The sequence below is a fragment of the Pseudomonas shirazensis genome, assembly GCF_050496565.1.
GTDB classification, from domain to species: domain Bacteria; phylum Pseudomonadota; class Gammaproteobacteria; order Pseudomonadales; family Pseudomonadaceae; genus Aquipseudomonas; species Aquipseudomonas shirazensis_A.
Map to the genome: position 1 here is coordinate 243,246 of NZ_JBNWAE010000006.1, position 26,731 is coordinate 269,976.

Genomic DNA, 26,731 nt, shown 5'->3' on the forward strand with positions numbered 1-26,731 from the left:
GCCAGGCCAGTCGCGGTCAATCCTAGCGAAGCCAATCGAAATCGAGGTCATGGATGGAGTCGTTCGAGTTGCAACGCATGCTGCTGGGCGACCTGCCCTGGACGTTTCTGCTGGAGGTCGCCTGCCGCGTACTGGCCGCGTTTCTAGCGGTGTTCTTCTTCCTCAAGTTCAGCGGCCGACGTGGAATAAAGCAGCTCTCGCGTTTTGAGTTGGTGGTGATTCTGACCTTGGGTTCCGCTGCCGGTGATGTCACTTTTTATGAAGATGTGCCACTACTGCCGGTTGCGCTGGTATTTGTGACACTGTTACTGCTCTATCGCGTAACCATCTACATCATGACGCGCAGTAAGACCTGTGAAGCCTGGATCGACGGTGTGCCCATTACCGTGGTGAAAGACGGCATCTATGAAATCCACTCACTGCGCAGCTTGAATATTTCGTCCAAAGAATTGTTCATGGAGTTGCGCCAGCAAGGCGTCGAACATCTGGGCCAGGTCAGGCTTGGACTTCTGGAAACCGACGGCGATGTCAGCCTGTATTACTACACCGCTGAAGACACGCGGCCCGGCCTGTCGGTACTGCCTGATGAGCATCGCCCGGAGTACAGGGTACCACCCGGCCCTGGGTTGTACTGCTGTGTAAGCTGTGGCCTGGGCGTCTTCCACGACAGCGCCGAGCAGCGCACATGTGCGCGCTGCGGGCATGGCGTGTGGTCACCCGCCCTGACTACCGTGCGCAGCCGTTGATGGGCGCGGTGTCGGCCTTGCGCTGGGCGATGAAAATACGCACGCAAAGCCCGCCGCCCTGGCGGTTGCTCAACAGCAGGCTGCCCTGATGATTTTCTGCAATGCGCTTGGCGATGCTCAGCCCCAGCCCGTAACCGCCGGACTGCGAATTACGCGAGTGATCGCCGCGCACGAAGGGCTGGGTGATGGCCTGTAGCTGGCTGTCGGCAATGCCCGGGCCGCGGTCGTCGACCTGGATCAGCACGCCCTGCTCGGTCCGTTGCAGGCGTACCTCGACCTGCTGCGCATAACGGAGGGCATTGACCAGCACGTTCTGGATACAGCGCAGCAACAGCACTTCATTGGCATACACCGCGCCGGCATGGCCGCTGATGGGCAGACGCTCTTCTGCGCTGCACAGCTCGGCGCACGCGCTGCGTACCAGCCGATCGACGTCGATGATCTGGCAAGCGTGCTGCTTGGCGCTTTCCAGGTAGTCCAGCACCTGGGCGATCATCTGGTCCATCTGCTGGATGTTGAGTTTGAGGCGCTGGCTGTCCGGGCTGTCGCCCATACGTTCGACGCGCAGGCGCATACGGGTCAACGGCGTGCGCAAGTCGTGGGAAACCGCCGCCAGGAAAAAGCTCTGGTCATCGACCATGGCGGTGATCCGCTGCTGCATGGCGTTGAACGTGTAGGCCGCCTGGCGCACCTCTGCCGGCCCCTCAACCCGAAGTGGCGGCTGCTCCAGGCTCTCGCCCAGCGCTCGCGCAGCGTCGCTCATCCTGCGCAGCGGTTGCAGACACAGCCGCACCGCCAGCCAACAGACAGCGAGTACAGCAAGGATGCGCAGGACATACACCCTGAGCACGTAATCGGCTATCAGCGCCCAGGCTGACTCACCACTCCAGCCCTGCAACTCCTTGCCGCTGACCTGCAGCCAGTGGCCGTCAGCCAAGGCCACGGCGAAGCGCACATGGGCCATCGCCGTCTGCAAACCGAACAGGCTCGGCCAGGTGACCGGCTGCCCTTGCGGGTCGGTGAGCTCGACACCCAGCACCCGCACCCTCTGCTCGCGGCCAAGCTCGTAAGCCAGGGCCTGCTCGAGCAGCAGACCGGTTCGGCGCAGGCCTTTGTGCCGCTCAGGTGTGCTGGGGGACTGCACACAGCTGGCCTGATAGTGCGCCGGTGCCTGAATGGTCACCACCGGGTCACAGCCGGCCGTGTCCAGCAGCGGCGCAGTGCGGCTGGCGATCAGCCGCACTGGCGCCTCGAGCACTTGGGCAAAGCGCACGTCAAACCAGATGCTGCTCGACAGCAGCTGAATCGCCACCGTGCCGCTGACCATGATCAGCGTCAGCTGGCCAAACAGCGATTTCGGCCAAAGCCGCTGAAGTGATCTGCGCAGGCGTGTGCGCGGATGCTCAGTGCCGCGCATCGACCGCGCCGAGGCTCAACAGATAGCCCTCGTTACGTACAGTCAGTATCTGCACTTCGCCCTGGGGTGCGGCTTTGAGCAGTTGGCGAAGACGGCTGATGCACATGTCGATGGAGCGATCGTCTGCGGTGTAATCGCGGCCCATCGCGCTGCGCGTCAGATGCTCGCGGGTCAGTACCTGGTCGGGCGCAGCCAGCAGTTCGCGCAGGACCCTGAAGTCCGAGCGCGGCAAGGTGCACGCCGTGCCATCGGCAGCCGTGAGCATCCGTTTGACCGGATCGAGGCGATAGCCGGCGAAGGTCTGCGGCAGTTTCGGTCGCGGTTCGGCTACGGCGTCGGCGCGCGCTGAACGGCGCAACACGGCCTTGATCCGGGCGAGCAATTCACGCGGTTCGAACGGCTTGGCCAGGTAATCGTCAGCGCCTACCTCAAGGCCAATGATGCGGTCGAACGCCGTGCCCTTGGCCGACAGCATGATCACGCTCAAGCCAGGTTTGGCCTGGAGTTGCCGGCACAGGCTCAAGCCATCTTCGCCAGGCAGCATGACGTCGAGCACCACCAGGTCCACTGGTTCCCGTGCCAACTGCTGCCACATCTCGCTGCCACTGGCGGCGGCCAGTACCCGGTCGCCGTTTTCGCTCAAATAATCGCAGAGCAGTTCGCGGATCTCGTCATCGTCATCGACCACCAGAAACGTTCTCGCCGACGCAAGCCCGGCGACCTCGGCGCGGTCGATAAAACCTTCATTACATTCCATTACATACCCATACAAGCCGCTGATAGAGCGCGCAGAAGCGATGCATAGAATGCTAGCAAAAATCATCTGCGAATACGATGAATTACCAATTGCACAGCAGGGCATCATGACCAGTCATTCCGCGCATACACCGCTTGCGATCGCCACCAAACATCCACGTCTGAACTGCCGCCGCTCGGCATTGCCCTTGGCCATCGGCCTGGCGCTGGGCAGCATCAGCCTGCACGCCAGCGCCGAGAAGGTCGTCGAACTGGATGCGGTCAACGTCGATGGCCAGATGCCAGTTGAGAACACCACCGAACAGCTGGGCTATACCGTCAACAGCACCACCAGCTCAACCGGGTTGAAGCTCAAACCCCGCGAGACGCCGCAGTCAGTCACGACAATCACCCAGGCACAAATGGCGGATCGACAGATCACCAACATCGAGCAGGCGCTGGATACCACGCCCGGCGTCAGCATGAGCAAAATGGAAGTTGGCGGCCGTACCGAGTATCGCGCGCGTGGTTACCCGATCACCAACTGGAAGGCAGACGGCTTGCAGTTCCCCGGCGGCTCGGACTTCAGCGGGGCAGGTACGGCGCTGAACATGGACATGTATGAGCGCATCGATATCGTCCGTGGCGCTAACGGCCTGCTGGGCGGCACCGGCGACCCATCGGCCACCGTCAACCTGATTCGCAAGCGTCCCGGCAAGGAATTCGGCGGCAGTGCCTATATCACTTACGGCAGCTGGGACAAACGCCGCTTGGGCGCCGACCTGAACCTGCCGCTGGCCGACGACGGCAGGCTGCGTTCGCGGCTGGTAATGACCCAGCAGGATGCCAACTCGTTCCGCGACAACCAGTCCGAGCGTTCGCGCGCGGCGCTGGCCAGCTTCGAGTTCGACCTGAGTGATGCCACCACCCTGGGCGCCGGTTACCAGTACGAGTACAGCAAGATCGTTGGCGGCGGCTGGGGCGCGAACATCCCGATCTGGTACGGCGACGGCAGCAAGACCAGACTGCCGCGCAGCAGCAACCTGGTGCCCAGCTGGAGCTTTGGCGAGTACGAAACGCGCACCACCTTCGGCTCGCTGGAGCATCACTTTGACAACGATTGGAGCCTGAACCTCAAGGCGGCGCAGAGCACCACCGACGCGCTCAATCACCGCGGCCTGGCCAAGGTCAACTCGGTGGGCCGCGGCGTGTATGGCGGCTACTGGAACCAGGACGGCAGCGGCGCGGTGCTCAACGGCCTGCACAGCTCGACCGACACCACCCAGCAATCGGCGCAGATCGACCTCAGCGGCCCGTTCGAAATGCTCGGCCGCAGCCATCAAGCCATGTTCGGCTACAGCGACAGCCGCACGGTGGCCTGGTCGCCGCAGTACACCTGCAACATGGTCAGCGCCGACCGCACCAGCGCCAACACGCTCGGCTGCCAGTTCCGCGCCAACAATGGCTTCCCGATCAGCAACTGGCATAATGGCGTGGACGACGATTACGCGATCAATGCCTACAAGACCGGCCTGCACAGCAAGACCACCACCCGCCTGCAGGGCATGTACGCCGCGACCCGCCTGAGCATTACCGACCCGCTGTCGGTGATCGTCGGCGCCCGCGTCAGCAACTACAGCAGCACCACCCGCAGTACCGCAGGCGTGCGCAGCAACCAGGAAGAAAACGGCATCGTCACGCCGTACCTGGGCGCGGTATATGACCTCAACGACAATTACTCGCTGTACGCCAGCTACACCGATATCTTCACCCCGCAGAGCGAAGAAAGCGTCAGCGGCAGCAAGATCGAACCGATTCGCGGCCAAAGCTATGAAAGCGGCATCAAGGGCGAATGGCTGGGCGGCCTGGTCAACGCCCAGGCGGCGTACTTCCTGACCCGTCAGGAGAACAAGGCCGTCACCGACAGCGACAACCTGACGCCAACCGGCGGCCAGGCCTACAAGGCCGGTTCAGGGGTGGAAACCGACGGTATCGATCTGGAAGTGTCGGGTGCCCTGACCTCGGACTGGAACGTGTATGCCGGCTACACCTACCTGCATTTTCGCAGGCTCGATGCGGACGGTCGCAGCGACCCATCGCACCTGTTCAAGGCCTCGACCACCTATCGCCTGTCTGGCCCGCTCGAACGTTTGACCGTCGGCACCGGCGTTACCGCGCAGACCAACATCCGCGCCAACTCGACCCCCGCTGGCCAGCCCAGCAATGGCGTAAGCCGCGCTGCCACTGACGTCAATTGGTCGGGTTATGCAATCTGGAGTGCGATGGCCAAGTACGACATCAATGACGATGTTTCACTGACGCTCAATGCCAACAACCTGTTCGACAAGCATTACTACACCCGCTATGGGTTCTATGCCGGGGCTATCTATGGTGATCCGCGCAGCCTGTCGTTGACATTGAAGACCGCGTTCTGACGCGCCTATAGAGGCGCTCTGGAGGGCCATTGGCAAGTCTCGGGCAGCGACAGCAGCCAGAGGCGACATTTCACGAAACAGTACTGGTGCGCCCCAAGCGCTTAGGCCATTCGCCTGTGCCTGGGCGCATCTCCTTGGCCAGATGCCGCGCGCGCCCTACCCCCCAGGCCAATGCGCGCGTCATCGATTCACCAGGTCGCGAATCGTAAGCTTCCTCAAGCAGCGCCATTCCACTCGCGGCATAGATCCCAATGAACAATTGCGTCTGGCCAGTGCGTGCCAGGCGCACCTGAACGTCGAGCATGACGCCACTCTCGAGCTTCTCGTCATGACTTCGATGGTGCAGCGCAGGGTCGGCCCAACTCCAGAACACATCACCGCGAATTCGCATGGCATCCTCCTGCGACTTTGGTCTTATCGTTAGCCCAACATAGCCCCTCAGGGTTTCGAATCAACTACATCAGTGCAAACAGGATGAAGTTCTGATAAACGGCAAAAAACTTATACAAAACGAAGAGTTATGTATAACGCCGGAATATGTAATTGATTCACCGTTGCGCGCAATGCAACTCCCGCATGAATATTTCCAGCGTTTTGGGACCGATACCGTCGAAGCCAAGTAACCAGTGACTCAGGCGAGCTGTATCTACGTTGACGTCAGGGTTCAAATAGTCAGCCATTTCACTTTGCAGACGGCAGCCAAGTGCATGCAGGCGCCTGGCGGTGGATTCATCGTAGCGAGCGTAACCAGCACTGCCGAGCTGCCTCACCAAAGTACGGTGAGGGCAACTCGCCAGTTTTGCCGGAGTGTCCAGACCAATGCCGATGACCAGCGCGTGATACGCCGCAAGTGCCACCGACGAACGAATCCGTTTACCTACGAGAAAGCTCGCCAGCAGCCACTTGTACCAGCCGGCAGGGTCGTGGTTCACATCGATGCCCAGGCTTTCGGCGCTGACTTCCATCACTCCTCGCTGCGCCGCGGATCGGCTGAACGCAGGTAGGTGCGCTCTTCTGCCACCCGTGTGCCGGGCAATCCGCTGACAGCCCTTTGAACCGGCCGAATTTGCCATCGTTCAGTTCCGTTGCCCGGCTGGCTCAGCGACACAACAATCGCGGTACAGGGCGCGAATCCCTCAGCCTAGGTGCGTGCCGCATATCGCACCATGGCCATTCGCACTGAACTCCACGAGCAAGCAAGCCCTCTCCTGCGTAATTACGCGTGATCCGACCGGGTCTGCATGGCAACTTTCAGCTCAGGGACAGCTCATGGAACATCGACCAACACTTCGAACTGAACGCGCCGGGCCGCCGCTGTCCGCAACAGGTAGCAGCAGCGTGCATGACAGCGAGTTGCGCTTCCGCGCACTGGTCAGGGCCACCAGTACCACCATCTACCGCATGAGCCCCGACTGGACTCAGATGCATGAGTTGACCGGCCAGGGCTTTCTCGAAGAGACCGCTGAGCCATGCCGGAGCTGGATCGAGAAATACATTCCAGACGGAGACCGCACCCAGGTGTTGGCGGCGGTCGAGCAAGCGATCCGCACTCAATCCGTGTTTGAACTGGAGCATCGAGTGTTACTCGCCGACGGCAGTTTTGGCTGGACCCATTCCAGAGCGGTGCCTATTTTTGACCAGTCCGGCGAGCTCATCGAGTGGTTTGGTGCAGCCAGCGACCTGACCGAGCGCCACCGCACCCAGGCACGGCTCGATGAGAGCGAAGCGGCCTTCGAGATTCTCGCCAACACCATGCCGCAGCTGGCGTGGGTATGCGATGCACAAGGCAGCGTGGTGTTCGTCAACAACCGCTGGCGGGAATATTTCGGCGAGGTTGTCGACGTGGCGGGTAGCGGGCTGATGACGCATGCGGGTGTTCACCCTGAAGATGTTGGCAAAACAGTGCAAGATTTCGCACTGGCCCGGGCGAGCGGGCAGGACTTCAGGAGCGAACATCGCCTCTGCGGGCAAAACGGTACCTACCGCTGGTTCATGGTCCGCGCTACGCCCTATCGAGAGCCGCATTCAGGGCAGATCCTGCGCTGGTACGGCACTTCCATCGACGTGAATGACCGGCATGACGCAGAAGACCAGCTGCGTAACTTCAACGAACAGCTGGAAGTTGAGGTGCAAGCGCGCTCACGCGACCTGCTCGCCGCCGAGGCGCAACTGCGGCAGATGCAGAAGCTCGAAGCCATCGGCCAGCTCACCGGCGGCGTGGCCCATGACTTCAACAACATTCTCACCATCATCCGCAACGCGGCAGAGTTGCTGCGGCGCAATCCCGGCGCGGGCGACAAGCAGCACCGTTTCATCGACCTGATCCTGGAAACCGCAGACCGAGCCACCAAACTCACCGGGCAATTGCTGGCCTTCGCCCGCCGCCAGACCTTGAAGCCCGAGACTTTTCTGGCTGCGCAGCGCGTGCAGCAAATCGCTGAAATGCTGCGCAGCATGGTCGGGGCCAACATCCGTATCGAGCTGTCACTTCCAGAGCAAGACCATTACGTCAACACCGACCCAAATCAATTCGAAACCGCTCTGGTCAATCTGGTGATCAACGCCCGCGATGCAATGCAGGGCGCGGGCGACATAACCCTGGCAGTGAGTACCGCACCTGCACTTTCTTCGCCAGCCAGTGCGCCGAATGTGATCATCAGCGTTACCGACCAAGGGCATGGCATCGATGCGGCCAACCTTGAACGGGTGTTCGAACCCTTCTTCACCACCAAAGCCGTCGGCAAAGGCACTGGCCTGGGGCTGTCCCAGGTGTATGGTTTCGTCAATCAGTCCGGTGGCCAGGTCAGCGTCGAGAGCCAGCTGGGGGTGGGCACGACGATGAGGATCGCACTGCCCGCTGCAACCCCGCCTCCCCCTTCGCAACAAGAGGTCGCGGTGCCATTGGCGGTAAACAGCGCCCAGGTATTGTTGGTGGAAGACAACGCACAGGTTGGCGAAATTACCGACAGCCTGCTGCAGGAACTGGGCTACAAGACCCAGTTGGTGACCAGTGCAGCCGCCGCTATCGAGCTGCTGCAAGAGCGGCGCCCGTCAATTGACGTGGTGCTCTCTGACGTAGTGATGCCGGGCATGACCGGCCTGGAGCTGGCTGATGTCATCAGCGAGCAATGGCCTGGGCTGCCGGTGGTGCTTGCCAGTGGTTACAGCAGCGCCCTATCCCAAGTTTCCCGCCGCCACCCTCAGCTACTGAAAAAACCCTACGCGATCGACGACCTGCTCAAGGCCCTGAACCGCGCGATGCAACGCTGAACGAGCCCTGCCAGCGCCGCGCACTGAACTGGTGCACCCTGGCCTCCCGTGCAAATTCTGAGTGCAACGTAAGTGAACAGCGTCCAATAGAGTAACTCGCCAGCGCGAGTCGGGCGGGTGCTGGGCGAGTTATGGCCCGCTGCTTGCTAGTTCACCTGGGCAATCAACGAAGATTGCACCTAATACGACAAAGGCGCCGTGTAGACCCCGTTTCGACGGAAGGTCTCATGGCGCCTTTTTTGTTTCTGGGCCGCTGCGGCGGGCAGAGATCAAGGGGCGAAGATGGCAAACAAAACTGTACGCAGCGTGTGTCCCTACTGTGGCGTTGGCTGCGGCATCGTCATGCAGGTCGAGCACAACCGGGTGGTCAAGGTCAGTGGCGACAAGGCGCACCCTAGCAACTTCGGCAGGCTCTGCACCAAGGGCACCACCTGTGGCCAGGCCATCGCTGATTCTGGCCGGATGGAAAACGCCTACCTGCGCCAGCAGCGCAATCAGGACCCGGTGCGGATCGCCATGGACACCGCCATCAGCGAGACCGCTCGGCGCTTGCGCGCCATCCTTGAACAGCACGGCCCCGATGCACTGGCGTTCTACGTCTCCGGGCAAATGTCGCTGGAGGCGCAGTATCTGGTCAACAAACTGGCCAAGGGCTTTGTCCGCACCAGCAACCTGGAGTCCAACTCGCGGCTGTGCATGGCCAGCGCCGGCAGCGGCTACAAGTTGTCGCTGGGCGCGGACGGGCCGCCGGGCTCGTATCAGGACTTCGACAAGGCCGAGCTGTTTTTCGTGATCGGCGCCAACATGGCTGACTGCCATCCGATTTTGTTCCTGCGCATGATGGATCGGGTCAAGGCCGGAGCCAGGCTGATCGTCGTCGACCCGCGGCGCACTGCCACGGCAGACAAAGCCGGGTTGTTTTTACAGATCAAGCCCGGCACCGACCTGGCCCTGCTCAACGGCCTGCTGCACCTGCTGGTGAAGAACGGCCACACCGACCCTGCGTTCATCGCCGCTTACACTCAGGGCTGGGAGGCCATGCCGGCGTTCCTTGAAGAGTACCCGCCGGACGAGGTCGCACGCATCACGGGCATCCCCGAGGCCGACCTGCGTCAGGCAGCAGCCTGGATCGGTGAGGCCGGCGAATGGATGAGCTGCTGGACCATGGGCCTGAACCAGAGCACCCACGGCACCTGGAACACCAACGCGCTGTGCAACCTGCACCTGGCCACCGGCGCCATCTGCCGCTCGGGCAGCGGGCCGTTCTCCCTGACCGGGCAACCGAATGCCATGGGGGGACGCGAGATGGGCTACATGGGCCCCGGCCTGCCCGGCCAACGCTCGGTACTGGTCGAGGCCGATCGGCAGTTCATCGAAGACCTGTGGGCGATCCCGCGCGGCAGCCTGCGGCAGAACGTGGGCGGCGGCACTGTGGCGATGTTCGAGCAGATGCGCAGCGGCCAGATCAAGGCTTGCTGGATCATCTGCACCAACCCGGTGGCATCGGCGCCCAATCGCCAGCAGGTCATCGACGGCTTGCAACAGGCTGAGCTGGTAATCACTCAGGACGCCTTCCTCGACACCGAGACCAATCGCTACGCCGATATCCTTCTTCCCGGCGCGCTATGGGCCGAGGCTGAAGGGGTAATGATCAACTCCGAACGCAACCTGACCTTGATGCAGCAAGCCGTGCAGGCACCCGGTGAAACCCTGCCCGACTGGCAGATCATTGCCAGGGTGGCTTGTGAGATGGGTTTTGCCGACGCCTTCAGCTACAGCAACGCAGCCGAGGTGTTTGACGAGATCAAGCTCGCCTGGAATCCCAAAACCGGCTATGACATTCGCGGAGCGAGCTACCCCCGCCTACGCGAACAGCCGCTGCAGTGGCCGTGCGCTCCGGACGAAGGCGAGACGCGCAACCCAATCCGCTACCTCAACAATGGCATCAGCCAGACGCTTGCGCAGGCCGAGGACGGCAGCCAACCTGCCCTCGTCTTCCCGACCGAGCATGGCAAGGGCGTATTTCTGCCGCGCCCGCACCTGCCACCCGCTGAAATGCCCGACCAGCACTTCCCATTGCTGCTCAACACCGGACGCGTCCAGCACCAATGGCACACCCTGACCAAGACCGGCAAGGTGGCCACGTTGAACAAGCTCAATCCTGGGCCGTTTATCGAGATCCACCCACAAGATGCAGCCATGCTTGGCATCAAGGCCAAAGACGCCGTAGAAGTACGCTCGCGACGCGGTCGCGCGGTATTGCCAGCGGTGATCACCGAACGGGTCCTGCCGGGCAACTGCTTTGCGCCCTTTCACTGGAACGATGTGTTTGGCGAAAGCCTGGCGATCAATGCCGTGACCAACGACGCCGTCGACCCGATTTCGCTGCAACCCGAATTCAAGTGCTGTGCGGTTGCGCTGCAACGGGTCGAGCTGATCGACCACCAATGGCTGGATACGGCGAGCGCTCCTGCACTCATCGCCAGCCCTGCTCACGACGACCTCGCGATGTGGGCCGAGGAAGACGCGGCCTCGTCAGGCCGCGTGACGCTGCTGTGGGCTTCGCAGACCGGCAACGCCGAAGCCCTGGCCGAGCGCTGTGCCAAGCGTTTGCGCGACGCTGGTGCCAACGTGCAGCTGTGTGCGATGGCGGACTTTCCCGCGAGCAAGCTGGCCAGCACGCAGACCCTGGCCGTGATCAGCAGCACCTTTGGTGACGGCGACCCGCCCGACAACGGCGAGCGCTTCTGGAGCGCATTGAATGCGCAGCAGATGCAGCTTGAGTCACTGCGCTATGCCGTGCTGGCGCTGGGTGACGCCAGTTACGACCAATTCTGCAATCACGGCAAGCAGCTCGATCATCGCCTGCATGCCTTGGGTGCGACCCGCCTGATTGAGCGAGTCGACTGCGATAGCGACTACGAAGCCCTGGCCGAGAACTGGTTGTCGCAGTTGCAGCAGGCACTCGATCTTGCGCCGACAGCGCTGATTGAGGACCCAGCCGCCAGCACGACGCCGAGCAAGACCAAGCCTTATGCCTCACGCCTGCTGAGCAATGTTCGCTTGAATCAATCCGGTGCGAGCAAGGACACCCGCTTGTTTTCCTTCGCCCTGGAAGATTCAGGTCTGGCCTATGAAGCGGGAGACGCATTGGGCGTGTGGCCACGCAATTGCCCGGCGCTTGTCAGCGAAGTGCTCGAGCTGACCGGGCTGGCTGCGGATACGCCGGTCACCCTCGAAAAGCTTGGTGACGTTCCTTTAGGACAGGCACTGAGCGAACACTTCGAAATCGCCCGCCCCAGCCGAGAGGCGCTGGCATTGATCGCCGAACGCAGCAGTAACCCGGAACTCAAGCAGTTGCTCAGCAGCGAGCGCAAAGCGGAGCTGAATGAGTGGCTGTGGGGCCGCCAGCTGGCAGACGTGCTCCATGCCTATCCGATCGACTGCAGCGCAAACGAGTTGCTCGGCACCTTCAAACGCCTGCAACCGCGCCTGTACTCGATCGCGTCCAGCCCCAAGGTCAATCCCCATGCAGTCGATCTCACGGTTGCAGCCGTGCGCTACGGCAAGCGCAAGGGCGTGTCCTCGACCTTTCTTGCCGACCGCGCAGAACACGCCGAGGTGCCGGTGTTCCTCCAGCAATCGAAGCATTTTCGCCCACCTGTCGAGGGCTCGGTGCCGATGATCATGATTGGCCCCGGCACTGGCGTGGCGCCATTCCGGGGCTTTTTGCAGGAGCGTCAGGCGCGGGGTGACACAGGCCGCAACTGGTTGTTCTTCGGCGAGCAGCATGCCGCCAGCGACTTCTATTACCGAGAAGAGCTGCAAGCCCTGCAGCGCGATGGCCTGCTCACCCATTTGAGCCTGGCATTCTCCCGCGACCAGGCGCAGAAAATCTATGTTCAGGACCGCATTCTGGAACAAGGTGCCGAGCTCTGGCGCTGGCTGCAAGAAGGCGCGCAGCTGTATATCTGTGGCGATGCCAGCCGCATGGCCAAAGACGTCGATTACGCCCTGCGTCAGGTTGCGCAATGTCATGGTGGCCTGGAATCCGATGCTGCCGCTGATTACTGGCGCCAGTTGAGCGAGCAGAAACGCTACCTGCGCGATGTCTACTGATTCGACGGGCCAACGCCCTGCCCCGCCTCGCAAGCGGGCGCCGTGCACAGCTCAAGAAACCGCGCCGCCACCCGCGAAGGCGTGTCGGCATGCGGCATCAGGATCGAGAAGCGCCGCGTCAGCGCCTCTGGGGTAACCCGCAGGCGGCGCAGCGCTGCGTCTTCGTGGCGCATCGACATGGACGAGACAAAGCCGATGCCCATCCCTGCCCGCACTGCTTCCTTGACCCCTTCCACACCGGCAATCTCCAGGCCCACCCGCATAGCCACGCCGCTGCGGGCAAACGCGCGCTCGACCAACTGGCGTACGCCCGAACCGCTTTCCCGCAGCACCAGTGGATAGGCGCCCAACGCTTGCAGGGTATGCCCGTGTTCAACTGCGGCGAGCGGGTGTTGGCTGGGCACGACGGCGACGATTTCGTCCTCGCGCCATGGTGTAACCCCTGTGCCTGCCGGTAAGTCGGGACCGGGTGGGCCTTCGATCAGGGCGATATCCAACGAACCCAAGGCGGCGACAATGTCGGCCGTATTGCCGTTGATAGTGGTCACCAGCACCTGGGGATAGCGCTGGCGAAATTCGGCAATCAGGTACGGCAGCAGGTAACTGGCTGGCGTCGTGCTGGCGCCGATCCGCAGGGTGCCGCGCTCCAGCCCGCGCAGTGCGTCTTTCAACGCCTTGGCCTGGATGAAGGTATCGCGCAGGCGTTTCGCGTGGCCGAGCAATTGCTCACCCGCTGCAGTCAGGCGCACGCCACGGCCAGCACGCAGATAGAGCGGCTCACCGAATTCTTCCTGCAGCAACTTCAACTGCCCGGATACCGCAGGCTGCGATAGATGCAGGGCCAGCGCCGCGTGGCTGATGTTGCCGTGTTCGGCAACGGCAGCGAAGGTTATAAGCTGTTCTGGGGTCATACCCCCAAAATATCAGCTCGGCGGATATTTGCCATCCTGAATCACGATTTTTTATAAGCTTATAACTGAATTAACGTAGACCTATCGAAACGCTACCTCGACCGGAGGATGCATGATGGCTACGGCTCCCGTTACACACCCGCATACGCCTACCCACGACACCCGTGGGCGGCTCAACGGTATCTTATTTGTCGCCCTGTTCGCCCTGGCAGTGACACAACTGGCAGCACTGCCTGCTTTTGCCAGCCTGGGCATCAGCCCGCTGATTGTCGGCATCCTTGCTGGCGCGCTGTACGGCAACCTGCTGCGCCAAGGCATACCCGCCGGCTGGGCCAGCGGCGTCAACTTCAGCGCGCGCAATCTGCTGCGCATCGCCGTGGCCTTGTTCGGCTTGCGGGTCAGCCTGCAGGAAATCGCTCAGGTCGGTTGGTCTGGCTTGACGGTGTCGCTGGCAATCGTGGTGAGCACCTTGCTGCTAGGGCTGTGGGTCGGCATCAAGCTATTCAAGCTGGACCGCGACACCGCCCTGCTGACCGCCGCCGGCAGCGCCATCTGTGGTGCAGCCGCAGTGCTGGCGTTTGAATCGGCCTTGCGTTCGCAGCCGCACAAGAGCGCCATGGCGGTTGGCAGCGTGGTGCTGTTCGGCACGCTGTCGATGCTGCTCTACCCAGTGCTGGTCAACAGCGGCTGGCTGGGCCTGGACACGCTCGGCGTTGGCCTGTTTTTCGGCGGCACCCTGCATGAGGTCGCCCAGGTGGTCGGCGCGGCGAGCAACGTCAGCCCTGAGGCCACGCATATCGCCACCATCGTCAAGATGACCCGGGTCATGTTGCTGGTGCCGGTGTTGCTGGTGGTGGGCCTGTGGATCAACCGCTCGCGCCAGGCTGGCCAGGCGCAGGGCAACGGCAAGATCAACGTGCCATGGTTCGCCTTTGGCTTCCTCGCACTGGTGCTGGTCAACTCGTTGCAGGTGCTGCCCGCCAGCGTGGTGAGCGCAGTCAATCAGTTCGATACCTTCGCCTTGACCATGGCCATGACCGCGTTGGGCATGGAGACCAAATTCAGCCAGATTCGCCAGGCCGGTCCGCGGGCACTGGCGACTGGGGCAATGCTCAATCTGTGGCTGGTATTCGGCGGGCTGGGCATCACCTTGGCCGTGCAACGGCTGTTCGGCTGAGCAGCGAGCGAGGGATTTTCACCAGCCCTCTCGTTGCGGCGCACATTTGTCGGTATGGTGGTGTCCAAGTAGGAGTTTTACATGCACAGGAAAGACTTAGATGCCCCAACGCAATGTAATCAATGCATCCGTCAGCCCCAAAGGCAGCCTCGAAACGCTGTCGCAACGTGAAGTTCAGCAACTGAGCGAAGCCGGTAGCGGCAGCCTTTACACCCTGTTCCGTCAATGCGCGCTGGCGATCCTCAACACCGGCGCCCATGTCGACAACGCCAAGACCATTCTCGAAGCCTACAAGGACTTCGAAGTACGCATCCATCAGCAGGACCGCGGCGTACGCCTCGAACTGCTGAACGCCCCGGCTGATGCCTTCGTCGATGGCGAGATGATCGCCAGCACCCGCGAGATGCTGTTCAGCGCCCTGCGTGACATCGTCTACACCGAGAGCGAACTGGCCAGCCAGCGCATCGACCTGGAAAGCTCCCAGGGCATCACCGACTACGTCTTCCACCTGCTGCGCAACGCGCGCACCCTGCGCCCGGGCGTCGAGCCGAAGATGGTCGTGTGCTGGGGTGGTCACTCGATCAGCAGCGAGGAATACCAGTACACCAAAAAGGTCGGCCACGAGCTGGGCCTGCGCAAACTGGATATCTGCACCGGCTGCGGCCCGGGCGTGATGAAGGGGCCGATGAAAGGCGCCACCATCGCCCACGCCAAGCAGCGCATGCACGGCAGCCGTTACCTGGGCCTGACCGAACCGGGCATCATCGCCGCCGAGGCGCCCAACCCGATCGTCAACGAGCTGGTGATCCTGCCCGACATCGAGAAGCGCCTGGAAGCCTTTGTCCGGGTTGGTCACGGCATCATCATCTTCCCAGGTGGCGCTGGCACGGCCGAAGAGTTCCTGTACCTGCTGGGCATCCTGATGCATCCGGACAACGAAGGCCTGCCGTTCCCGGTGGTGCTGACCGGTCCGCGCAGCGCCGAAGCCTACCTGCAGCAGCTGCATGCGTTTGTCGGCGCCACCCTGGGTGACGCGGCGCAAGCGCATTACCAGATCATCATCGATGATCCGGCTGAGGTTGCCCGGCAGATGGTCGAAGGGCTCAAGGCGGTCAAGCAGTTCCGCCGCGAACGCAACGACGCCTTCCACTTCAACTGGCTGCTGAAGATTGAAGAGGGCTTCCAGCGTCCGTTCGACCCGACCCATGCCAACATGGCCAACCTTGAACTGCGCCGCGATCTGCCGCCGCACGAACTGGCGGCCAACCTGCGCCGGGCGTTTTCCGGGATTGTCGCGGGCAACGTCAAGGACAATGGCATCCGCCTGATCGAGCAACACGGGCCGTATCAGATTCGCGGTGACAGCGCCGTGCTCGACCCGCTGGGGCGCCTGCTACAGGCCTTCGTCGACCAGCACCGGATGAAACTGCCGGGCGGCGCAGCCTATGTGCCGTGCTATCAGGTAGTGACCTGACAGCGCGATAAAACGGGCTGGCCTGATGGCATTTTTATGCAATCAGGCCAGTACGTTTGCCATCATCTTCGCTGAACAATTCCGCAACACTTCGCTGACATTTCCCACGCCAGGTGGTGAACCTGCTGACAAAAAAACGGTCTTTGGCTGACGGTCAAGTCACCGACCCGTTCATCGGCCCAGTCACCGGGCCTACTTTTGTCCAGTAGCAGCGAAGATCATCATGCCCGATTCCCGCCCCGCCCTACCCGTCCGCCCTGCCCTGCGTGGCAGCCTGCTCGCTTGCCTGATCGCCCTCGCCGCGCCGGTTCAGGCCGAACAGCCGAGTAGCGATGCGCGCTGGGTCAGTGACAGTTTGAGCACCTACGTGCGCAGCGGCCCGACCAATGGCCACCGCATCGTCGGCAGCCTCAAGGCTGGCGAGAAGGTCAGCCTGGTCGACACCCAGGGCAACTACAGCCAGATCCGCGGCCAGAACGGCGACCTGGTGTGGATCCTCAACAGCGACCTGCAGGCAGTGCCGGGTCAGGCCGAGCGCTTGCCAGAGCTGGACGGTAAGGTCACGCAACTGTCCGAGCAGCTGAAAACCATCGACGACAGCTGGAAGGCCCGCGTACAGGGCATGCAGGAGACCCTCGACTCGCGCAAGACCCTGGCTGACGAACTGGAAGTGCGCAACAAAGACCTGACCCAGCAACTCGACCAGGCCCAGTCCGCCCTTCGCGATGCCCAGGCGCAACTGGGGGACGAGAACAAGCAGGTGATGATGCGCTACATGGTTTACGGCGGCAGCATTGCCGGCGCCGGCCTGCTATTGGGGCTGATCCTGCCGGCACTGACCCGCGGTCGCAAACGCAACGACCGCTGGTTCTGAGGTTCACAGCGGCTGGTTGGTAATGCCAAACGGTACGTGCACTGACGGCGCGACAGTGCGCGTACTGTTGAGGTGGCCAGACTGGTCATCGAAGAAGATGTGCGGCTTGAGCACCTGCAACACCCGGCGCTTCTCGATACCGCCAAGAAAGAACGCGTCGTTGGCCATCACGCCCCAGCTCTTCAGGGTATTCAGCGCGCGCTCATGGGAAGGCGCATTGCGCGCCGTGACAATCGACACGCGCAGGCGGTTTTCGTAACCGGGATGGGCCAGTTTGTAGCGCTCTTCGGCGGCCTGGATGCTGGCAATACGCACGAAGAACTCCTTCAACGGCCCAGGGTTGTGCGGCTGGGTCACGTTGCTCACCTCGTGGGCATGAAAGCCGGTCAAGCCATCGCGCTGCATCACCGTCTCCGATTCGTCGCCTGCCAGCACCCCATCGAAGTCGAACGCTATGCGCAGGCCATCATCGTCCTCGTCATCGTCGAACTGGGAGTCGAGCACCTGCCCGGCCGGATAACCCGCCTTGATCGCCGCATCAACATGGGCCTTGTCGGCCGACAGAAACAGGGCGATGTTCAGCGCCGGGATGTACTCATAGGGCGAGCGCCCCTGCATGAAGATCGCCCGGGTCATGTTCAGGCCGTAGTGCTCGATGGTCTTCATCACGCGCAGGCCGGTATCCGGATCGTTCTGTGACAGCAAGACTACTTCGACCAACGGATCCTGCGGGTCATCACACAGGTCATTGAGTGCCAGCAAGCGCTTGATGAACGGGTAGGCAATCCCCCGCGCCAGCGGCACGTGCAGGTGCTGCTGCTGATATTCGCGGTACTGCGCCTCGCCTTCGCGGCGAAATACCGCGTCTGATTCACTCAGGTCAAACACCGCGCTCGATGCCACGCCAATGACCAGGCGGTCGTCCACTTCATAAGCCATTGCCGATCTTTTCCCCGCTCTACGCCTAGTGAAAGCCTGACGGTGGCGTTGCCCACGCTGCTTTGCAAGAGATTTCGGCAGCGCCGCCAGTTGAAGGTATTTTTCACATTTGCTTCACCCGACCCCAACAGCCCGACACCTAAATTGCCACCATTGAAAATGTCGGGAGCATCGAACGTGCAACAAGCGGTCTTCAAACAGTACTCCGGTTCAGCCGGTTTCACCCGGCGCCTGCCGCGCCTTGCCTCGGTTGTCGGCGTTGTCGCAGGCATTGGCCTGGCCTTCGGTGCGCTCGGTTGGTTTGCGCTGAGCAATCACGTACCCACTATCAGCAGCGAGCAGCAGATGCGCAGCAGCGGCTTGTCTGCGGCCTGGGCCGAGGGCTCGGTGCTGGTCCTTATCCGCCACGCCGAGCGCTGTGACCGCTCCAGCAATGTCTGTTTGAACGACCCCACAGGCATCACCGTTGCCGGCAGCCAGGCAGCTGGCGGCGTTGGTGAAGGCCTGCAGAGGCTGGGCTTGGTCAACACCGCGTTGCTCAGCAGCCCGGAGCTGCGCACGCGGCAAACAGCGCAGTTCATCTTCGACAAGCCGCTTGCCACGCAGCAGTGGCTCAATGACTGTGATAGCCACTTCGCCGATGTGGCGCTGAGCCACAAGCAGCCAGGGCAGAATCTGGCCCTGGTTACCCACAGTGGCTGCATCGATCAGCTCGAGCGGCAACTGCATGTACCTGGCGGGCAGCGTTCCAGTGCTTATGCCAGCGCGCTGTTCGTGGCTGTCGACGGCCACGGCAAACCCCACATTCTCGGCCAGACCAACGCCGAGCAATGGCCCAGGTTGATTGCCAAGAGAGGTAGTTGAGCCATGCAGCCGTCACCACGCGCCCGTTTCTATCTGATCAATCTGGGCTTGCCACTGTTGCTGGCGTCGCTGGTCTTTGTGTTGTTCGACCTCACCAGCCTCGATCAGGCGATCAGCAACCTGTTGCTTGATCCCATCAGCGGCCAGTTCCCGTTGCTGCACGATCAGTGGTTCGAGAAGGTCACCCACAAGTGGCCGCGAATCCTCCCGGACTGGACTGGCGAAGCGGCGATTATCGGCTTGCTGCTGTCGTTCATCTGGCCACGCCTCACGGCCAGGCCCAAGCGTCTGCTGGAAGCCACCGGCGCGGCGCCGCTGCTGCGCTTTACCCGCGACCACCGGCAGGACTTGCTGTTCGTGGTCGTCGCGTTCGCACTGAGCACGGCCGTCATCCATTACCTCAAGAGTCACACCGGTGTGTATTGCCCGGTGGAAACTACCCTGTACGGAGGTACGCACCTGCGCCAGGAGTGGTTCAACAACTTCTACTGGACCGAGAAAAACGCCGGCGGCCGCTGCTGGCCTGGCGGCCATGCCTCAAGCGGCTTTACCCTGCTGGCGCTGTACTTTGTCGCACTGCGCCATCAGTGGCGCCACGCGCGGCGGCTGTTGCTGGGGATTGTGTTACTAGGCTTGATTTACGGCACCACGCGAGTACTGCAAGGTTGGCACTTCATGTCCCATACCTTCTGGGCCGGGATCTTTGTCTGGTTGACGACCTGGCTGACGGCGCTGTTCTGCTATGGCCGGCCAGCCTTGCAGGGCTTGCCCGCACTGACTCCGACGCCGAGGCTTGCACGTTTGCCAGCCTTGAGCGGTTGGCATAAGGCTTCAAGAGTTATCGACACGCGGTTGATGCGCTTCAAACACAAGGGACAGCAATGAGAATTCTGGTTATCGAGGACCACCGCGACATTCACGACAATCTGGTCGAGTTTCTCCAGCTCAGGGGCCATGAGGTCACCGGAGCGCTGGACGGCCTGACCGGCCTGCACCTCGCGGCGTCTAACAACTTTGACGCGATCATCCTCGACATCATGTTGCCAGGCATCGACGGCAATCAGATCTGCCACAGCCTGCGCGAGCATTCGCGCTCGCAGGTGGCGATTGTCATGCTCAGTGCACGCGATGAGCTGAGCGATCGCCTGACCGGGTTCAAGGTCGGTGCCGACGATTACATCGTCAAGCCGTTCGCCATGTCTGAAGTGCTGGCCAGGGTCCACGCAGTGGTCGCCCGGCGCCAGCAGCGCACCAGTCGCAAGCTGGTGGTGGCCGACCTGCAGTTCGACCTGGACACCCTCGAGGTAACCCGAGCCGGCACGGTGCTCAAGCTCAAACCAACCAGCCGCAAACTGCTCGAGGTGCTCATGCAAAAGAGCCCCAACCTGGTCCGGCGCAGCGAGCTCGAAGAAACCATCTGGGGACGCGACGCACCACAGGGCGACAACCTGCGCAGCAACATCCATATCCTGCGCAGCATCATCGACAAACAATTCGACAGCCCGCTACTGCATACGGTGCATGGGCTGGGGTATCAGCTCTGCGAGAAGTATTGAGAAGGGCCGGCAAAGCAGCCAGTACGATTCAACGCCCAACCGCCATCCCGGCGCTCGGCCTTCTGATTCGCCGGTGGATCAAGATCAAAACCTGGTCCGCTGTGCGGCCCTTCGCGGCGGTCCGGCGTCCCGGTGGACCCGCTCCCGTAGGGCTCTGAGGTACTCTGCGGTCAGCATTGGTTTCTTTAGTCCTGCGCTCCAGCAACTGCCAGGACAAGCCCCCAGATTACTGCTTATGTAAGTTGTACAGGCCGGCTACACAAAGCAAAATCAGCGCGGCGGCATACATCATTGCATTCGCTATAAGAACCCGCTGCCTCAGTGATCTTGGAAAACTATCCAGCTCTTGCTCGTCCAGCTCACCTCGCTTTATATGAATTCCCGGCATGGCGAGAATTCCGCTAATAGTGCCAAATAACAGCCAGCGAGAAAAAAGTCTTTCTTTACCCCACATCCGCTTCTGCGTATCGAGCCAGACACTACTCTGCAAAGCGCCTAGCATACGCTCAAGGTCGCGCCCCCAAGCAATCAAAATGCTCATGAACATGCCCACGATCATGATCGCGAGAGGACCAAGCACGACGACCACTTGCCACGCTATTTTCCAGGATCTGGGGTTAGGAATCAGGGAGTAATCCATTCGTACATGACCTCGCCAAATGTCTCGCCCGCTCCACTCCCGGCTGCGCCCCCTACGGCGGAGCCGCCAACTGCTAATGCGATGCCGCAAGCGAGCCGCCCATAGACACCGAAGCTACATATATATGGAGCCGCTTGAGTGACCAAAAGAGACCCAAGACTTCCGCCCCCTAAGCCACCTGAAAAACTACCTGCCTCTACAAACCGAATACGCTTGCACTCTTCGGTCTCGCCGGCCCGGCATACTTCCTCCACCTTCAGATAAGACGAAGTACCTCCCAAGGCTGTGCCGATGTGCCCACCATACTTGACATACTTGGCCGCCTTCGCCACCTCATCCAAATGCGTGGCGTACCCTGGAATCTGCTGCGGCCCACCGGCCTTTGACCAATGATGAACTAGGCTTTTGGTAGATATCTTCAGAGCACGGCGAAGATGCTCGTACGGGCCGAGGTTCAGACGCTTGTTCAAGAACGCCGCTTTTAATTGTCCATCCAGCTGCCTGAGCAACTTCTGTCGAGTAGCAAAAAACTCCGGGCTGTTCAGGTGGCCGAACTTGGCGAACTGCTGCTTGTGCAACTGATCGACCTCCAGCAAGGTCGTCCGAACCTGCCTAAGGCCTTGCTCCAGCACGTCCTTACCTACACCCATGGACTGGCTCGCGCCTGTCAGCAGCCCTGCAATTTCGGCCTGATGCTCCATCATGAACTCGGCTTCGTCGTAGTCGAGCAGCGCCAGCGAGTCGCGGGCCTGCTGTGCGGCGGCCATCAGGTGAGCTTCTTCGCGGGTGCAGGCATCGCCGTTGTCGGGGTCTCCGATGACGAAAATCTCGCCGGCCTTGAAGCCGTCCTTGAAGGTCGGGTTGAGCATCTGCAGGCGCGAGATCGGCAAGGTGCTGTCCTGCTCGGCCAAGTGCAGCAGCACCTGCGGGAAGGACATGTTGCGCTGGACAATATGAAAGCCTGGCTCATTGATATACGGCCGGCTATCAACGAAGTGCACAGGCTGACCAAAGCTCTGCGCGCCTGGGCCGACCACGCGCGAAGACCTTGTCTCCCGCCAGGGTGGGACAAAATCAGGTGGCGCTACAACTCGGTTGGTACCGGGCGGGCAAGCACACAGCACCAGCGAGCCATCGACCGCCACTTCGCTGCCATCGGAGATGAAGCACGGCGCGCCCTCAGCGACGGTGCCTGGTTCGGCGCACCGCGGACACGCTGTGGTCTTGTCGCCGACACGCAGGACCATGCGCCCATCACAGATGTAGCCATCACCCGTGGCGATGCACACCGCACCTGTTGTCGTATCATCGCCATCAACAGCTTGACCTTTACCGTCAATTATTACGCGCATCTGCAAACTCCCTGTGCTTGTCGAGCCAGGGAAACTAGCAGCTTCTGACCGGTATTTTTCCCCGCCAGAAGCGAACAGGATGTGTCCTACAGCAGCGAGAGAAACGCCTTACGTTTGAGCGGACTATCTAATGGTTTACAGACCTGACATATGGCCTCGGGCTGTCAAACAGTGAGCCACCGGGACAGCAGAAGAGCCCAGCACGGCCAACCACCAGACGGATATGCCAAAGCTAGCTGGCCCCACGTAAAGCCGCGCAATCATCAACCCCGCAGATAATCCACCAAACGCAGCAACATCGCATCACACCCAAGCAACTGCGCCACACTGACAAACTCATCCGGCCGATGCCCCTGTTCCATGCTCCCCGGCCCACACACCACCGTCGCTATCCCCGCCTGATCGAACAACCCACCCTCAGTCCCAAACGCCACCGTGCCGAACTCACTCGACCCACTCAGCAATGCCACTAATTGCGCCGCCTCGCTGTCAGCAGCCGTAGCCAACCCCGGGTACGCACTCAACGGCCACAGCCGAATATCACTTGCCGCACTCACCGCCCGCATCCGCGGCAACAACTCAGCCTCGGCATAGGCCTGCAACTGATCCGCCACAGCCTCTGCAGCAAACCCCGGCAACGCCCGCACTTCAAAGTCGAACTCACATTCCTCGGGCACGATATTCAATGCCCGGCCACCTTTGATCACCCCCGTCTGCACTGTCGAAAACGGCGGATCGAAACGTGCATCCTGATCCTCAGCCAACGCCTGGCCAATTTCCCCCAACTTGTCGATCATCCGCGCCGCATATTCGATGGCATTTACCCCGTAAGGTGCATAGGCCGAATGACACGCCGCGCCCTGCACCTGGCAACGCATCGCCAGCTTGCCCTTGTGGCCCAGCACCGGTTTCAGCTCGGTCGGCTCACCAATCAGGCACAAACGCGGTTTGTGCGGCCGCTGGGCCAAGGCCTCGAGCATCGAGCGCACGCCCAGGCAGCCGACTTCCTCGTCATAGGAAAATGCCAGATGCACCGGCGTGTGCAACGGCTGTGCGAGAAACGCCGGCACCGCCGCCAGTACCGAGGCGATAAACCCCTTCATGTCCGCCGTGCCGCGGCCATACAAGCGGCCATCTCGTTCGGTCATGACAAACGGGTCGACGCTCCACGCCTGGCCATCGACCGGCACCACGTCGGTATGCCCCGACAACACCACGCCGCCGCGATCGGTCGGGCCGATGCTGGCGAACAGATTGGCCTTGGTGCCCTCGGCATTGAAGAACAGCTCGCTCACTACACCCAGCTCAGCCAGGTAGTCACGAATGAAGCTGATCAGTTGTAGGTTCGAATCCCGGCTGACCGTGGCAAAGCCGATCAACCGCGCCAGCAGTTGCTGGCTGCTCAGCTCACTCATCGCCTGCCACTCCGTAGCTCGGTGCACTGGTCGGATCGAGTGCGCGGGTCACGTAGTCGTTCATCTGCGGCCGGTAGGCTTGCCAGAGACCATCGAGCTGGCCAATCGGGTCGTGCTCGGCCCAGTCCACCCGCAGATCAACCAGCGGCCAGGTCAGCTCACCGGCAATCGTCAGCGCTGCCGAATGGATCGGCCCGGCCTCGCCACCTGCCGCGACAGCCGCGTGCATGGCGGCCAGCAAGCGATCGGCCAGGTGCCCACCGGCCTGCTCGAAGGCGTCGACCATGGCCTGAATCACCTGCTGCGAAGTGAGCAGATTGCCCGCCGCCGCGCACTGCTCGCCGGCCACGGCGTTGTGTACACCCAAGGCTTGTTTGCCAGAGAACAGCGCAACCTGGCCATGACTGTCGATCACCGTGACCTGGCGGTATTCGCTCCAGCCGTTGGCCGTCAACACCTGGTCCAGTGCGGCTGGTGGTAACTGGCCCCGCTCCAGCGCATCGAGGATCTGCGGGCCGAGGGCAGGCAGGGTGATGTTCTGGCTGGCAACTGCACCGACCCCAGCGCGCACCCACGGGCAGCGGGCGCCTACAGCGATGCTGGAAGAACTGATGGCGATACCAAGCTGGCCGGTTTCGGCGCAGCGGCCAATGATGGAAAAGGTCATGGTGCAGCTCCTGTATCAGGCGAAAAACAGGCGGAAGACAACTACCCGCCACTCAATACCGAGCATTCTGGACAGCCCATCCAGCCCACGAAACGACCTTTTTTGTTGCCCCTGCACAGGAAAAAACTCAGGCCCGGAAAAACAACCCTCGCTGCGCCGCAAACCCGCGCTGCAGCCCTTGCTGCACCTGGCCTTCGCCAATTTATCGGCAAGCCCCAGCTAAATAGTATTTTCGCCACTATTGAGCAGTCCCTAGTCTGGCCCCAGGCAAAGGCGGTCTCCCACCGACCTGATCAAATCGCCTTCCAAGAAGGGCTCGAACATGACATTGAACAACATCGAAATCGACACGCTGATCGTCGGCGCCGGCCAGGCCGGGGTCGCCATGAGCGAACACTTGAGCAAGCTCGGCGTGCCGCATCTGGTGCTGGAGCGCAACCGCATTGCCGAGGCCTGGCGCAGCGGCCGCTGGGACTCGCTGGTGGCCAACGGCCCGGTCTGGCACGACCGCTTCCCCGGCCTGGAATTCGACCTGGATGCCGACGCCTTCGCCGGCAAAGAGCAGGTGGCCGATTACTTCGAGCGCTATGTACGCAAATTCAACCTGCCGGTGCGCACTGGCGTTGAAGTGAAAAAGGTAGTGCGCAATGCCGACCGCCCAGGCTTCGTCATCGAGACCAACCAGGGCACCCTCCGCGCCAACCGCATTGTGGCTGCCACCGGCCCGTTCCAGCGCCCGGTCATCCCGGCCATTGCCCCGCAGGACCCACGTCTGCAGCAGATCCACTCTGCGGCGTATTTCAACCCTGAGCAGCTTCCAGAAGGCGCGGTACTGGTCGTTGGCGCCGGTTCATCCGGCGTGCAGATCGCCGAAGAGTTGATGCGTGCCGGGCGCAAGGTGTACCTCTCGGTCGGCGCCCACGACCGCCCGCCACGCGCCTACCGCAACCGCGACTTCTGCTGGTGGCTGGGGGTACTGGGCGAGTGGGATGCTGAAATCGCCAAGCCGGGCCGTGAGCATGTGACCATCGCCGTCAGCGGCGCCCGTGGCGGCCACACGGTGGACTTCCGCGCCCTCGCCCACCAAGGCATGACCCTGGTCGGCCTGACCGAGTCGTTCGACAACGGTGTCGCCACCTTCCAGAACAACCTGGCCGACAACATCCGCCGCGGCGACGAAAACTACCTGGCCCTGCTCGACGCCGCCGATGCCTACATCGAGCGCAACGGCCTGGACCTGCCGGAAGAACCCGAAGCCCGCAAACGCCTGCCCGACCCGGCCTGCATCAGCGAACCAATCCTGCAGCTGGACCTGATCGCGGCCGGCGTCACCAGCGTTATCTGGGCCACCGGCTACGGCGTCGATTTCAGCTGGCTGCAGGTCGATGCATTCGACAGCAACGGCAAGCCAGTACATCAACGCGGCGTGTCGCAGGAGCCTGGGGTGTACTTCCTCGGCCTGCCGTGGCTGTCACGGCGCGGCTCGTCGTTCATCTGGGGCGTGTGGCACGACGCCAAGCACGTCGCCGGCCATATCGCCACGCAACGCACTTACCTGGCCTACCGCGACCGTGATCAGCGCGACGCCGACGCCGCCCAACCTCACAACGTCAGCACCCTCGGAGCCCACTGATGCCTACTCATACCCGCGTACGGATGTTCAACACCAAGGTCACCTACCCTAACCAGTCGCTCGACAACGACCTGTGCCAGGCGGTGCGCGCCGGCAACACCGTGTATGTGCGCGGCCAGGTCGGTACTGACTTCGAAGGCCGCCTGGTTGGCTTGGGCGACCCGCGTGCCCAGGCAGAGCAGGCCATGAAGAACGTCAAGCAGCTGCTTGAAGAAGCCGGCTCGGACATGTCGCACATCGTCAAGACCACCACCTACATCACCGATCCGCGTTTCCGCGAGCCGGTGTATCAGGAGGTCGGCAAATGGCTCAAGGGCGTGTTCCCGATTTCCACCGGGCTGGTGGTCGCCGGGTTGGCGCAGGCTGAGTGGCTGATGGAGATCGATGTGATTGCGGTGGTGCCGGACTGAGCGGCATGGCTGACATTGCCGGGGCTGCGTTGCAGCCCTTTCGCGACACAAGGCCGCTCCTACAAGGACCGCGTCCGGCCTACCTGGCGCGGCTGTG

The 26,731-nt window shown here is 61.9% G+C and carries 22 protein-coding genes; 12 read left to right on the plus strand and 10 right to left on the minus strand.

The genetic code is table 11. The annotated features are described in order from the left end of the window. Window positions 1-53 precede the first annotated feature (53 nt). Window positions 54-746, plus strand: coding sequence for a DUF421 domain-containing protein (locus ACQZ2L_RS11480; RefSeq protein WP_430326128.1), 693 nt, complete (start codon window positions 54-56; stop codon window positions 744-746). Here the strand turns inward: ACQZ2L_RS11480 and ACQZ2L_RS11485 are convergent. Then, window positions 727-2,163 carry an ATP-binding protein gene (locus ACQZ2L_RS11485; RefSeq protein WP_430326129.1) on the minus strand — a complete coding sequence of 479 codons (1,437 nt, stop codon included), beginning with the start codon at window positions 2,161-2,163 and terminating at the stop codon, window positions 727-729. The genes ACQZ2L_RS11480 and ACQZ2L_RS11485 overlap by 20 nt on opposite strands. Further along, entirely contained in the window at window positions 2,150-2,920 is a 771-nt protein-coding gene (locus ACQZ2L_RS11490) for a response regulator (RefSeq protein ID WP_430326130.1), read from the minus strand. The genes ACQZ2L_RS11485 and ACQZ2L_RS11490 overlap by 14 nt, the downstream gene beginning before the upstream one ends. Before the next feature lie 106 nt (window positions 2,921-3,026). Between ACQZ2L_RS11490 and ACQZ2L_RS11495 the strand changes: the two genes are divergently transcribed. Continuing rightward, the gene (locus ACQZ2L_RS11495; protein WP_430326131.1) at window positions 3,027-5,333 is read left to right on the plus strand and encodes a TonB-dependent siderophore receptor; all 2,307 of its coding nucleotides are present in this window, start codon (window positions 3,027-3,029) and stop codon (window positions 5,331-5,333) included. Window positions 5,334-5,403: 70 nt separating this feature from the next. Here ACQZ2L_RS11495 and ACQZ2L_RS11500 read toward each other — a convergent pair whose 3' ends face one another. Together ACQZ2L_RS11500 and ACQZ2L_RS11505 are read right to left on the minus strand one after the other, a co-directional pair. Further along, complete coding sequence (locus ACQZ2L_RS11500) at window positions 5,404-5,724, minus strand: hypothetical protein (protein WP_430326132.1); 321 nt, start codon at window positions 5,722-5,724, stop codon at window positions 5,404-5,406. A gap of 157 nt (window positions 5,725-5,881) precedes the next feature. After that, window positions 5,882-6,298, minus strand: coding sequence for a DNA methylase (locus ACQZ2L_RS11505; RefSeq protein WP_430326133.1), 417 nt, complete (start codon window positions 6,296-6,298; stop codon window positions 5,882-5,884). A 304-nt stretch (window positions 6,299-6,602) separates the two neighbouring features. Here ACQZ2L_RS11505 and ACQZ2L_RS11510 point away from each other — a divergent pair, with 304 nt between their 5' ends. Both ACQZ2L_RS11510 and ACQZ2L_RS11515 read left to right on the plus strand, forming a co-directional pair. Next, complete coding sequence (locus ACQZ2L_RS11510; protein WP_430326134.1) at window positions 6,603-8,603, plus strand: PAS domain-containing protein; 2,001 nt, start codon at window positions 6,603-6,605, stop codon at window positions 8,601-8,603. A gap of 282 nt (window positions 8,604-8,885) precedes the next feature. Continuing rightward, complete coding sequence (locus ACQZ2L_RS11515; protein WP_430326135.1) at window positions 8,886-12,722, plus strand: molybdopterin-dependent oxidoreductase; 3,837 nt, start codon at window positions 8,886-8,888, stop codon at window positions 12,720-12,722. On the opposite strand, the gene ACQZ2L_RS11520 is transcribed toward ACQZ2L_RS11515, so the two are convergent. Beyond that, on the minus strand, window positions 12,716-13,633 hold the full coding sequence (locus ACQZ2L_RS11520) for a LysR substrate-binding domain-containing protein (protein WP_430326136.1): 918 nt from the start codon (window positions 13,631-13,633) through the stop codon (window positions 12,716-12,718). The two genes, ACQZ2L_RS11515 and ACQZ2L_RS11520, sit on opposite strands and share 7 nt — an antisense overlap. A gap of 115 nt (window positions 13,634-13,748) precedes the next feature. On the opposite strand from ACQZ2L_RS11520, the gene ACQZ2L_RS11525 reads away from it, so the two are divergent. From ACQZ2L_RS11525 to ACQZ2L_RS11535, 3 genes are all read left to right on the plus strand, one after another. Beyond that, window positions 13,749-14,810, plus strand: coding sequence for a YeiH family protein (locus ACQZ2L_RS11525; protein WP_430326181.1), 1,062 nt, complete (start codon window positions 13,749-13,751; stop codon window positions 14,808-14,810). Window positions 14,811-14,910: 100 nt separating this feature from the next. Next, complete coding sequence (gene ppnN, locus ACQZ2L_RS11530) at window positions 14,911-16,284, plus strand: nucleotide 5'-monophosphate nucleosidase PpnN (RefSeq protein ID WP_430326137.1); 1,374 nt, start codon at window positions 14,911-14,913, stop codon at window positions 16,282-16,284. A gap of 223 nt (window positions 16,285-16,507) precedes the next feature. After that, the gene (locus tag ACQZ2L_RS11535) at window positions 16,508-17,158 is read left to right on the plus strand and encodes a TIGR04211 family SH3 domain-containing protein (RefSeq protein WP_103437129.1); all 651 of its coding nucleotides are present in this window, start codon (window positions 16,508-16,510) and stop codon (window positions 17,156-17,158) included. 3 nt (window positions 17,159-17,161) lie between these two features. Here the strand turns inward: ACQZ2L_RS11535 and ACQZ2L_RS11540 are convergent, their stop codons facing one another. Further along, window positions 17,162-18,097 (minus strand): 5'-nucleotidase, encoded by a 936-nt coding sequence (locus tag ACQZ2L_RS11540; RefSeq protein WP_150569433.1) that lies wholly within the window; start codon window positions 18,095-18,097, stop codon window positions 17,162-17,164. Window positions 18,098-18,274: 177 nt separating this feature from the next. Here ACQZ2L_RS11540 and ACQZ2L_RS11545 point away from each other — a divergent pair, with 177 nt between their 5' ends. From ACQZ2L_RS11545 to ACQZ2L_RS11555, 3 genes are read left to right on the plus strand one after another with little or no spacing between them, the layout of a single operon-like run. After that, window positions 18,275-18,961, plus strand: coding sequence for a histidine phosphatase family protein (locus ACQZ2L_RS11545; RefSeq protein ID WP_430326138.1), 687 nt, complete (start codon window positions 18,275-18,277; stop codon window positions 18,959-18,961). A gap of 3 nt (window positions 18,962-18,964) precedes the next feature. After that, complete coding sequence (locus ACQZ2L_RS11550) at window positions 18,965-19,846, plus strand: phosphatase PAP2 family protein (RefSeq protein WP_430326139.1); 882 nt, start codon at window positions 18,965-18,967, stop codon at window positions 19,844-19,846. Beyond that, entirely contained in the window at window positions 19,843-20,517 is a 675-nt protein-coding gene (locus ACQZ2L_RS11555; protein WP_430326140.1) for a response regulator transcription factor, read from the plus strand. The genes ACQZ2L_RS11550 and ACQZ2L_RS11555 overlap by 4 nt, the downstream gene beginning before the upstream one ends. 226 nt (window positions 20,518-20,743) lie before the next feature. On the opposite strand, the gene ACQZ2L_RS11560 is transcribed toward ACQZ2L_RS11555, so the two are convergent. From ACQZ2L_RS11560 to ACQZ2L_RS11575, 4 genes are all read right to left on the minus strand, one after another. Further along, window positions 20,744-21,157, minus strand: a complete 414-nt coding sequence (locus ACQZ2L_RS11560) for a hypothetical protein (RefSeq protein ID WP_430326141.1) — start codon at window positions 21,155-21,157, stop codon at window positions 20,744-20,746. Further along, complete coding sequence (locus tag ACQZ2L_RS11565) at window positions 21,142-22,509, minus strand: PAAR domain-containing protein (protein WP_430326142.1); 1,368 nt, start codon at window positions 22,507-22,509, stop codon at window positions 21,142-21,144. The genes ACQZ2L_RS11560 and ACQZ2L_RS11565 overlap by 16 nt, the downstream gene beginning before the upstream one ends. A gap of 263 nt (window positions 22,510-22,772) precedes the next feature. Continuing rightward, window positions 22,773-23,924, minus strand: a complete 1,152-nt coding sequence (gene argE, locus ACQZ2L_RS11570) for an acetylornithine deacetylase (protein ID WP_430326143.1) — start codon at window positions 23,922-23,924, stop codon at window positions 22,773-22,775. Then, window positions 23,917-24,591 carry a DUF1028 domain-containing protein gene (locus ACQZ2L_RS11575; protein WP_430326144.1) on the minus strand — a complete coding sequence of 225 codons (675 nt, stop codon included), beginning with the start codon at window positions 24,589-24,591 and terminating at the stop codon, window positions 23,917-23,919. Before ACQZ2L_RS11575 ends, argE begins: the two co-directional genes overlap by 8 nt. A gap of 322 nt (window positions 24,592-24,913) precedes the next feature. Here ACQZ2L_RS11575 and ACQZ2L_RS11580 point away from each other — a divergent pair, with 322 nt between their 5' ends. Both ACQZ2L_RS11580 and ACQZ2L_RS11585 read left to right on the plus strand, forming a co-directional pair. Further along, window positions 24,914-26,224 carry a flavin-containing monooxygenase gene (locus ACQZ2L_RS11580; protein ID WP_430326145.1) on the plus strand — a complete coding sequence of 437 codons (1,311 nt, stop codon included), beginning with the start codon at window positions 24,914-24,916 and terminating at the stop codon, window positions 26,222-26,224. Beyond that, on the plus strand, window positions 26,224-26,634 hold the full coding sequence (locus tag ACQZ2L_RS11585) for a RidA family protein (RefSeq protein ID WP_101318737.1): 411 nt from the start codon (window positions 26,224-26,226) through the stop codon (window positions 26,632-26,634). Before ACQZ2L_RS11580 ends, ACQZ2L_RS11585 begins: the two co-directional genes overlap by 1 nt. Window positions 26,635-26,731 lie beyond the last annotated feature (97 nt).

Coding starts and splice junctions, on each gene's coding strand:
- ACQZ2L_RS11480 (WP_430326128.1), top strand. CDS start 54: ATGGAGTCGTTCGAGTTGCAACGCATGCTGCTGGGCGACCTGCCCTGG.
- ACQZ2L_RS11485 (WP_430326129.1), bottom strand. CDS start 2,163: ATGCGCGGCACTGAGCATCCGCGCACACGCCTGCGCAGATCACTTCAG.
- ACQZ2L_RS11490 (WP_430326130.1), bottom strand. CDS start 2,920: ATGGAATGTAATGAAGGTTTTATCGACCGCGCCGAGGTCGCCGGGCTT.
- ACQZ2L_RS11495 (WP_430326131.1), top strand. CDS start 3,027: ATGACCAGTCATTCCGCGCATACACCGCTTGCGATCGCCACCAAACAT.
- ACQZ2L_RS11500 (WP_430326132.1), bottom strand. CDS start 5,724: ATGCGAATTCGCGGTGATGTGTTCTGGAGTTGGGCCGACCCTGCGCTG.
- ACQZ2L_RS11505 (WP_430326133.1), bottom strand. CDS start 6,298: ATGGAAGTCAGCGCCGAAAGCCTGGGCATCGATGTGAACCACGACCCT.
- ACQZ2L_RS11510 (WP_430326134.1), top strand. CDS start 6,603: ATGGAACATCGACCAACACTTCGAACTGAACGCGCCGGGCCGCCGCTG.
- ACQZ2L_RS11515 (WP_430326135.1), top strand. CDS start 8,886: ATGGCAAACAAAACTGTACGCAGCGTGTGTCCCTACTGTGGCGTTGGC.
- ACQZ2L_RS11520 (WP_430326136.1), bottom strand. CDS start 13,633: ATGACCCCAGAACAGCTTATAACCTTCGCTGCCGTTGCCGAACACGGC.
- ACQZ2L_RS11525 (WP_430326181.1), top strand. CDS start 13,749: ATGGCTACGGCTCCCGTTACACACCCGCATACGCCTACCCACGACACC.
- ppnN (WP_430326137.1), top strand. CDS start 14,911: ATGCCCCAACGCAATGTAATCAATGCATCCGTCAGCCCCAAAGGCAGC.
- ACQZ2L_RS11535 (WP_103437129.1), top strand. CDS start 16,508: ATGCCCGATTCCCGCCCCGCCCTACCCGTCCGCCCTGCCCTGCGTGGC.
- ACQZ2L_RS11540 (WP_150569433.1), bottom strand. CDS start 18,097: ATGGCTTATGAAGTGGACGACCGCCTGGTCATTGGCGTGGCATCGAGC.
- ACQZ2L_RS11550 (WP_430326139.1), top strand. CDS start 18,965: ATGCAGCCGTCACCACGCGCCCGTTTCTATCTGATCAATCTGGGCTTG.
- ACQZ2L_RS11555 (WP_430326140.1), top strand. CDS start 19,843: ATGAGAATTCTGGTTATCGAGGACCACCGCGACATTCACGACAATCTG.
- ACQZ2L_RS11560 (WP_430326141.1), bottom strand. CDS start 21,157: ATGGATTACTCCCTGATTCCTAACCCCAGATCCTGGAAAATAGCGTGG.
- ACQZ2L_RS11565 (WP_430326142.1), bottom strand. CDS start 22,509: ATGCGCGTAATAATTGACGGTAAAGGTCAAGCTGTTGATGGCGATGAT.
- argE (WP_430326143.1), bottom strand. CDS start 23,924: ATGAGTGAGCTGAGCAGCCAGCAACTGCTGGCGCGGTTGATCGGCTTT.
- ACQZ2L_RS11575 (WP_430326144.1), bottom strand. CDS start 24,591: ATGACCTTTTCCATCATTGGCCGCTGCGCCGAAACCGGCCAGCTTGGT.
- ACQZ2L_RS11580 (WP_430326145.1), top strand. CDS start 24,914: ATGACATTGAACAACATCGAAATCGACACGCTGATCGTCGGCGCCGGC.
- ACQZ2L_RS11585 (WP_101318737.1), top strand. CDS start 26,224: ATGCCTACTCATACCCGCGTACGGATGTTCAACACCAAGGTCACCTAC.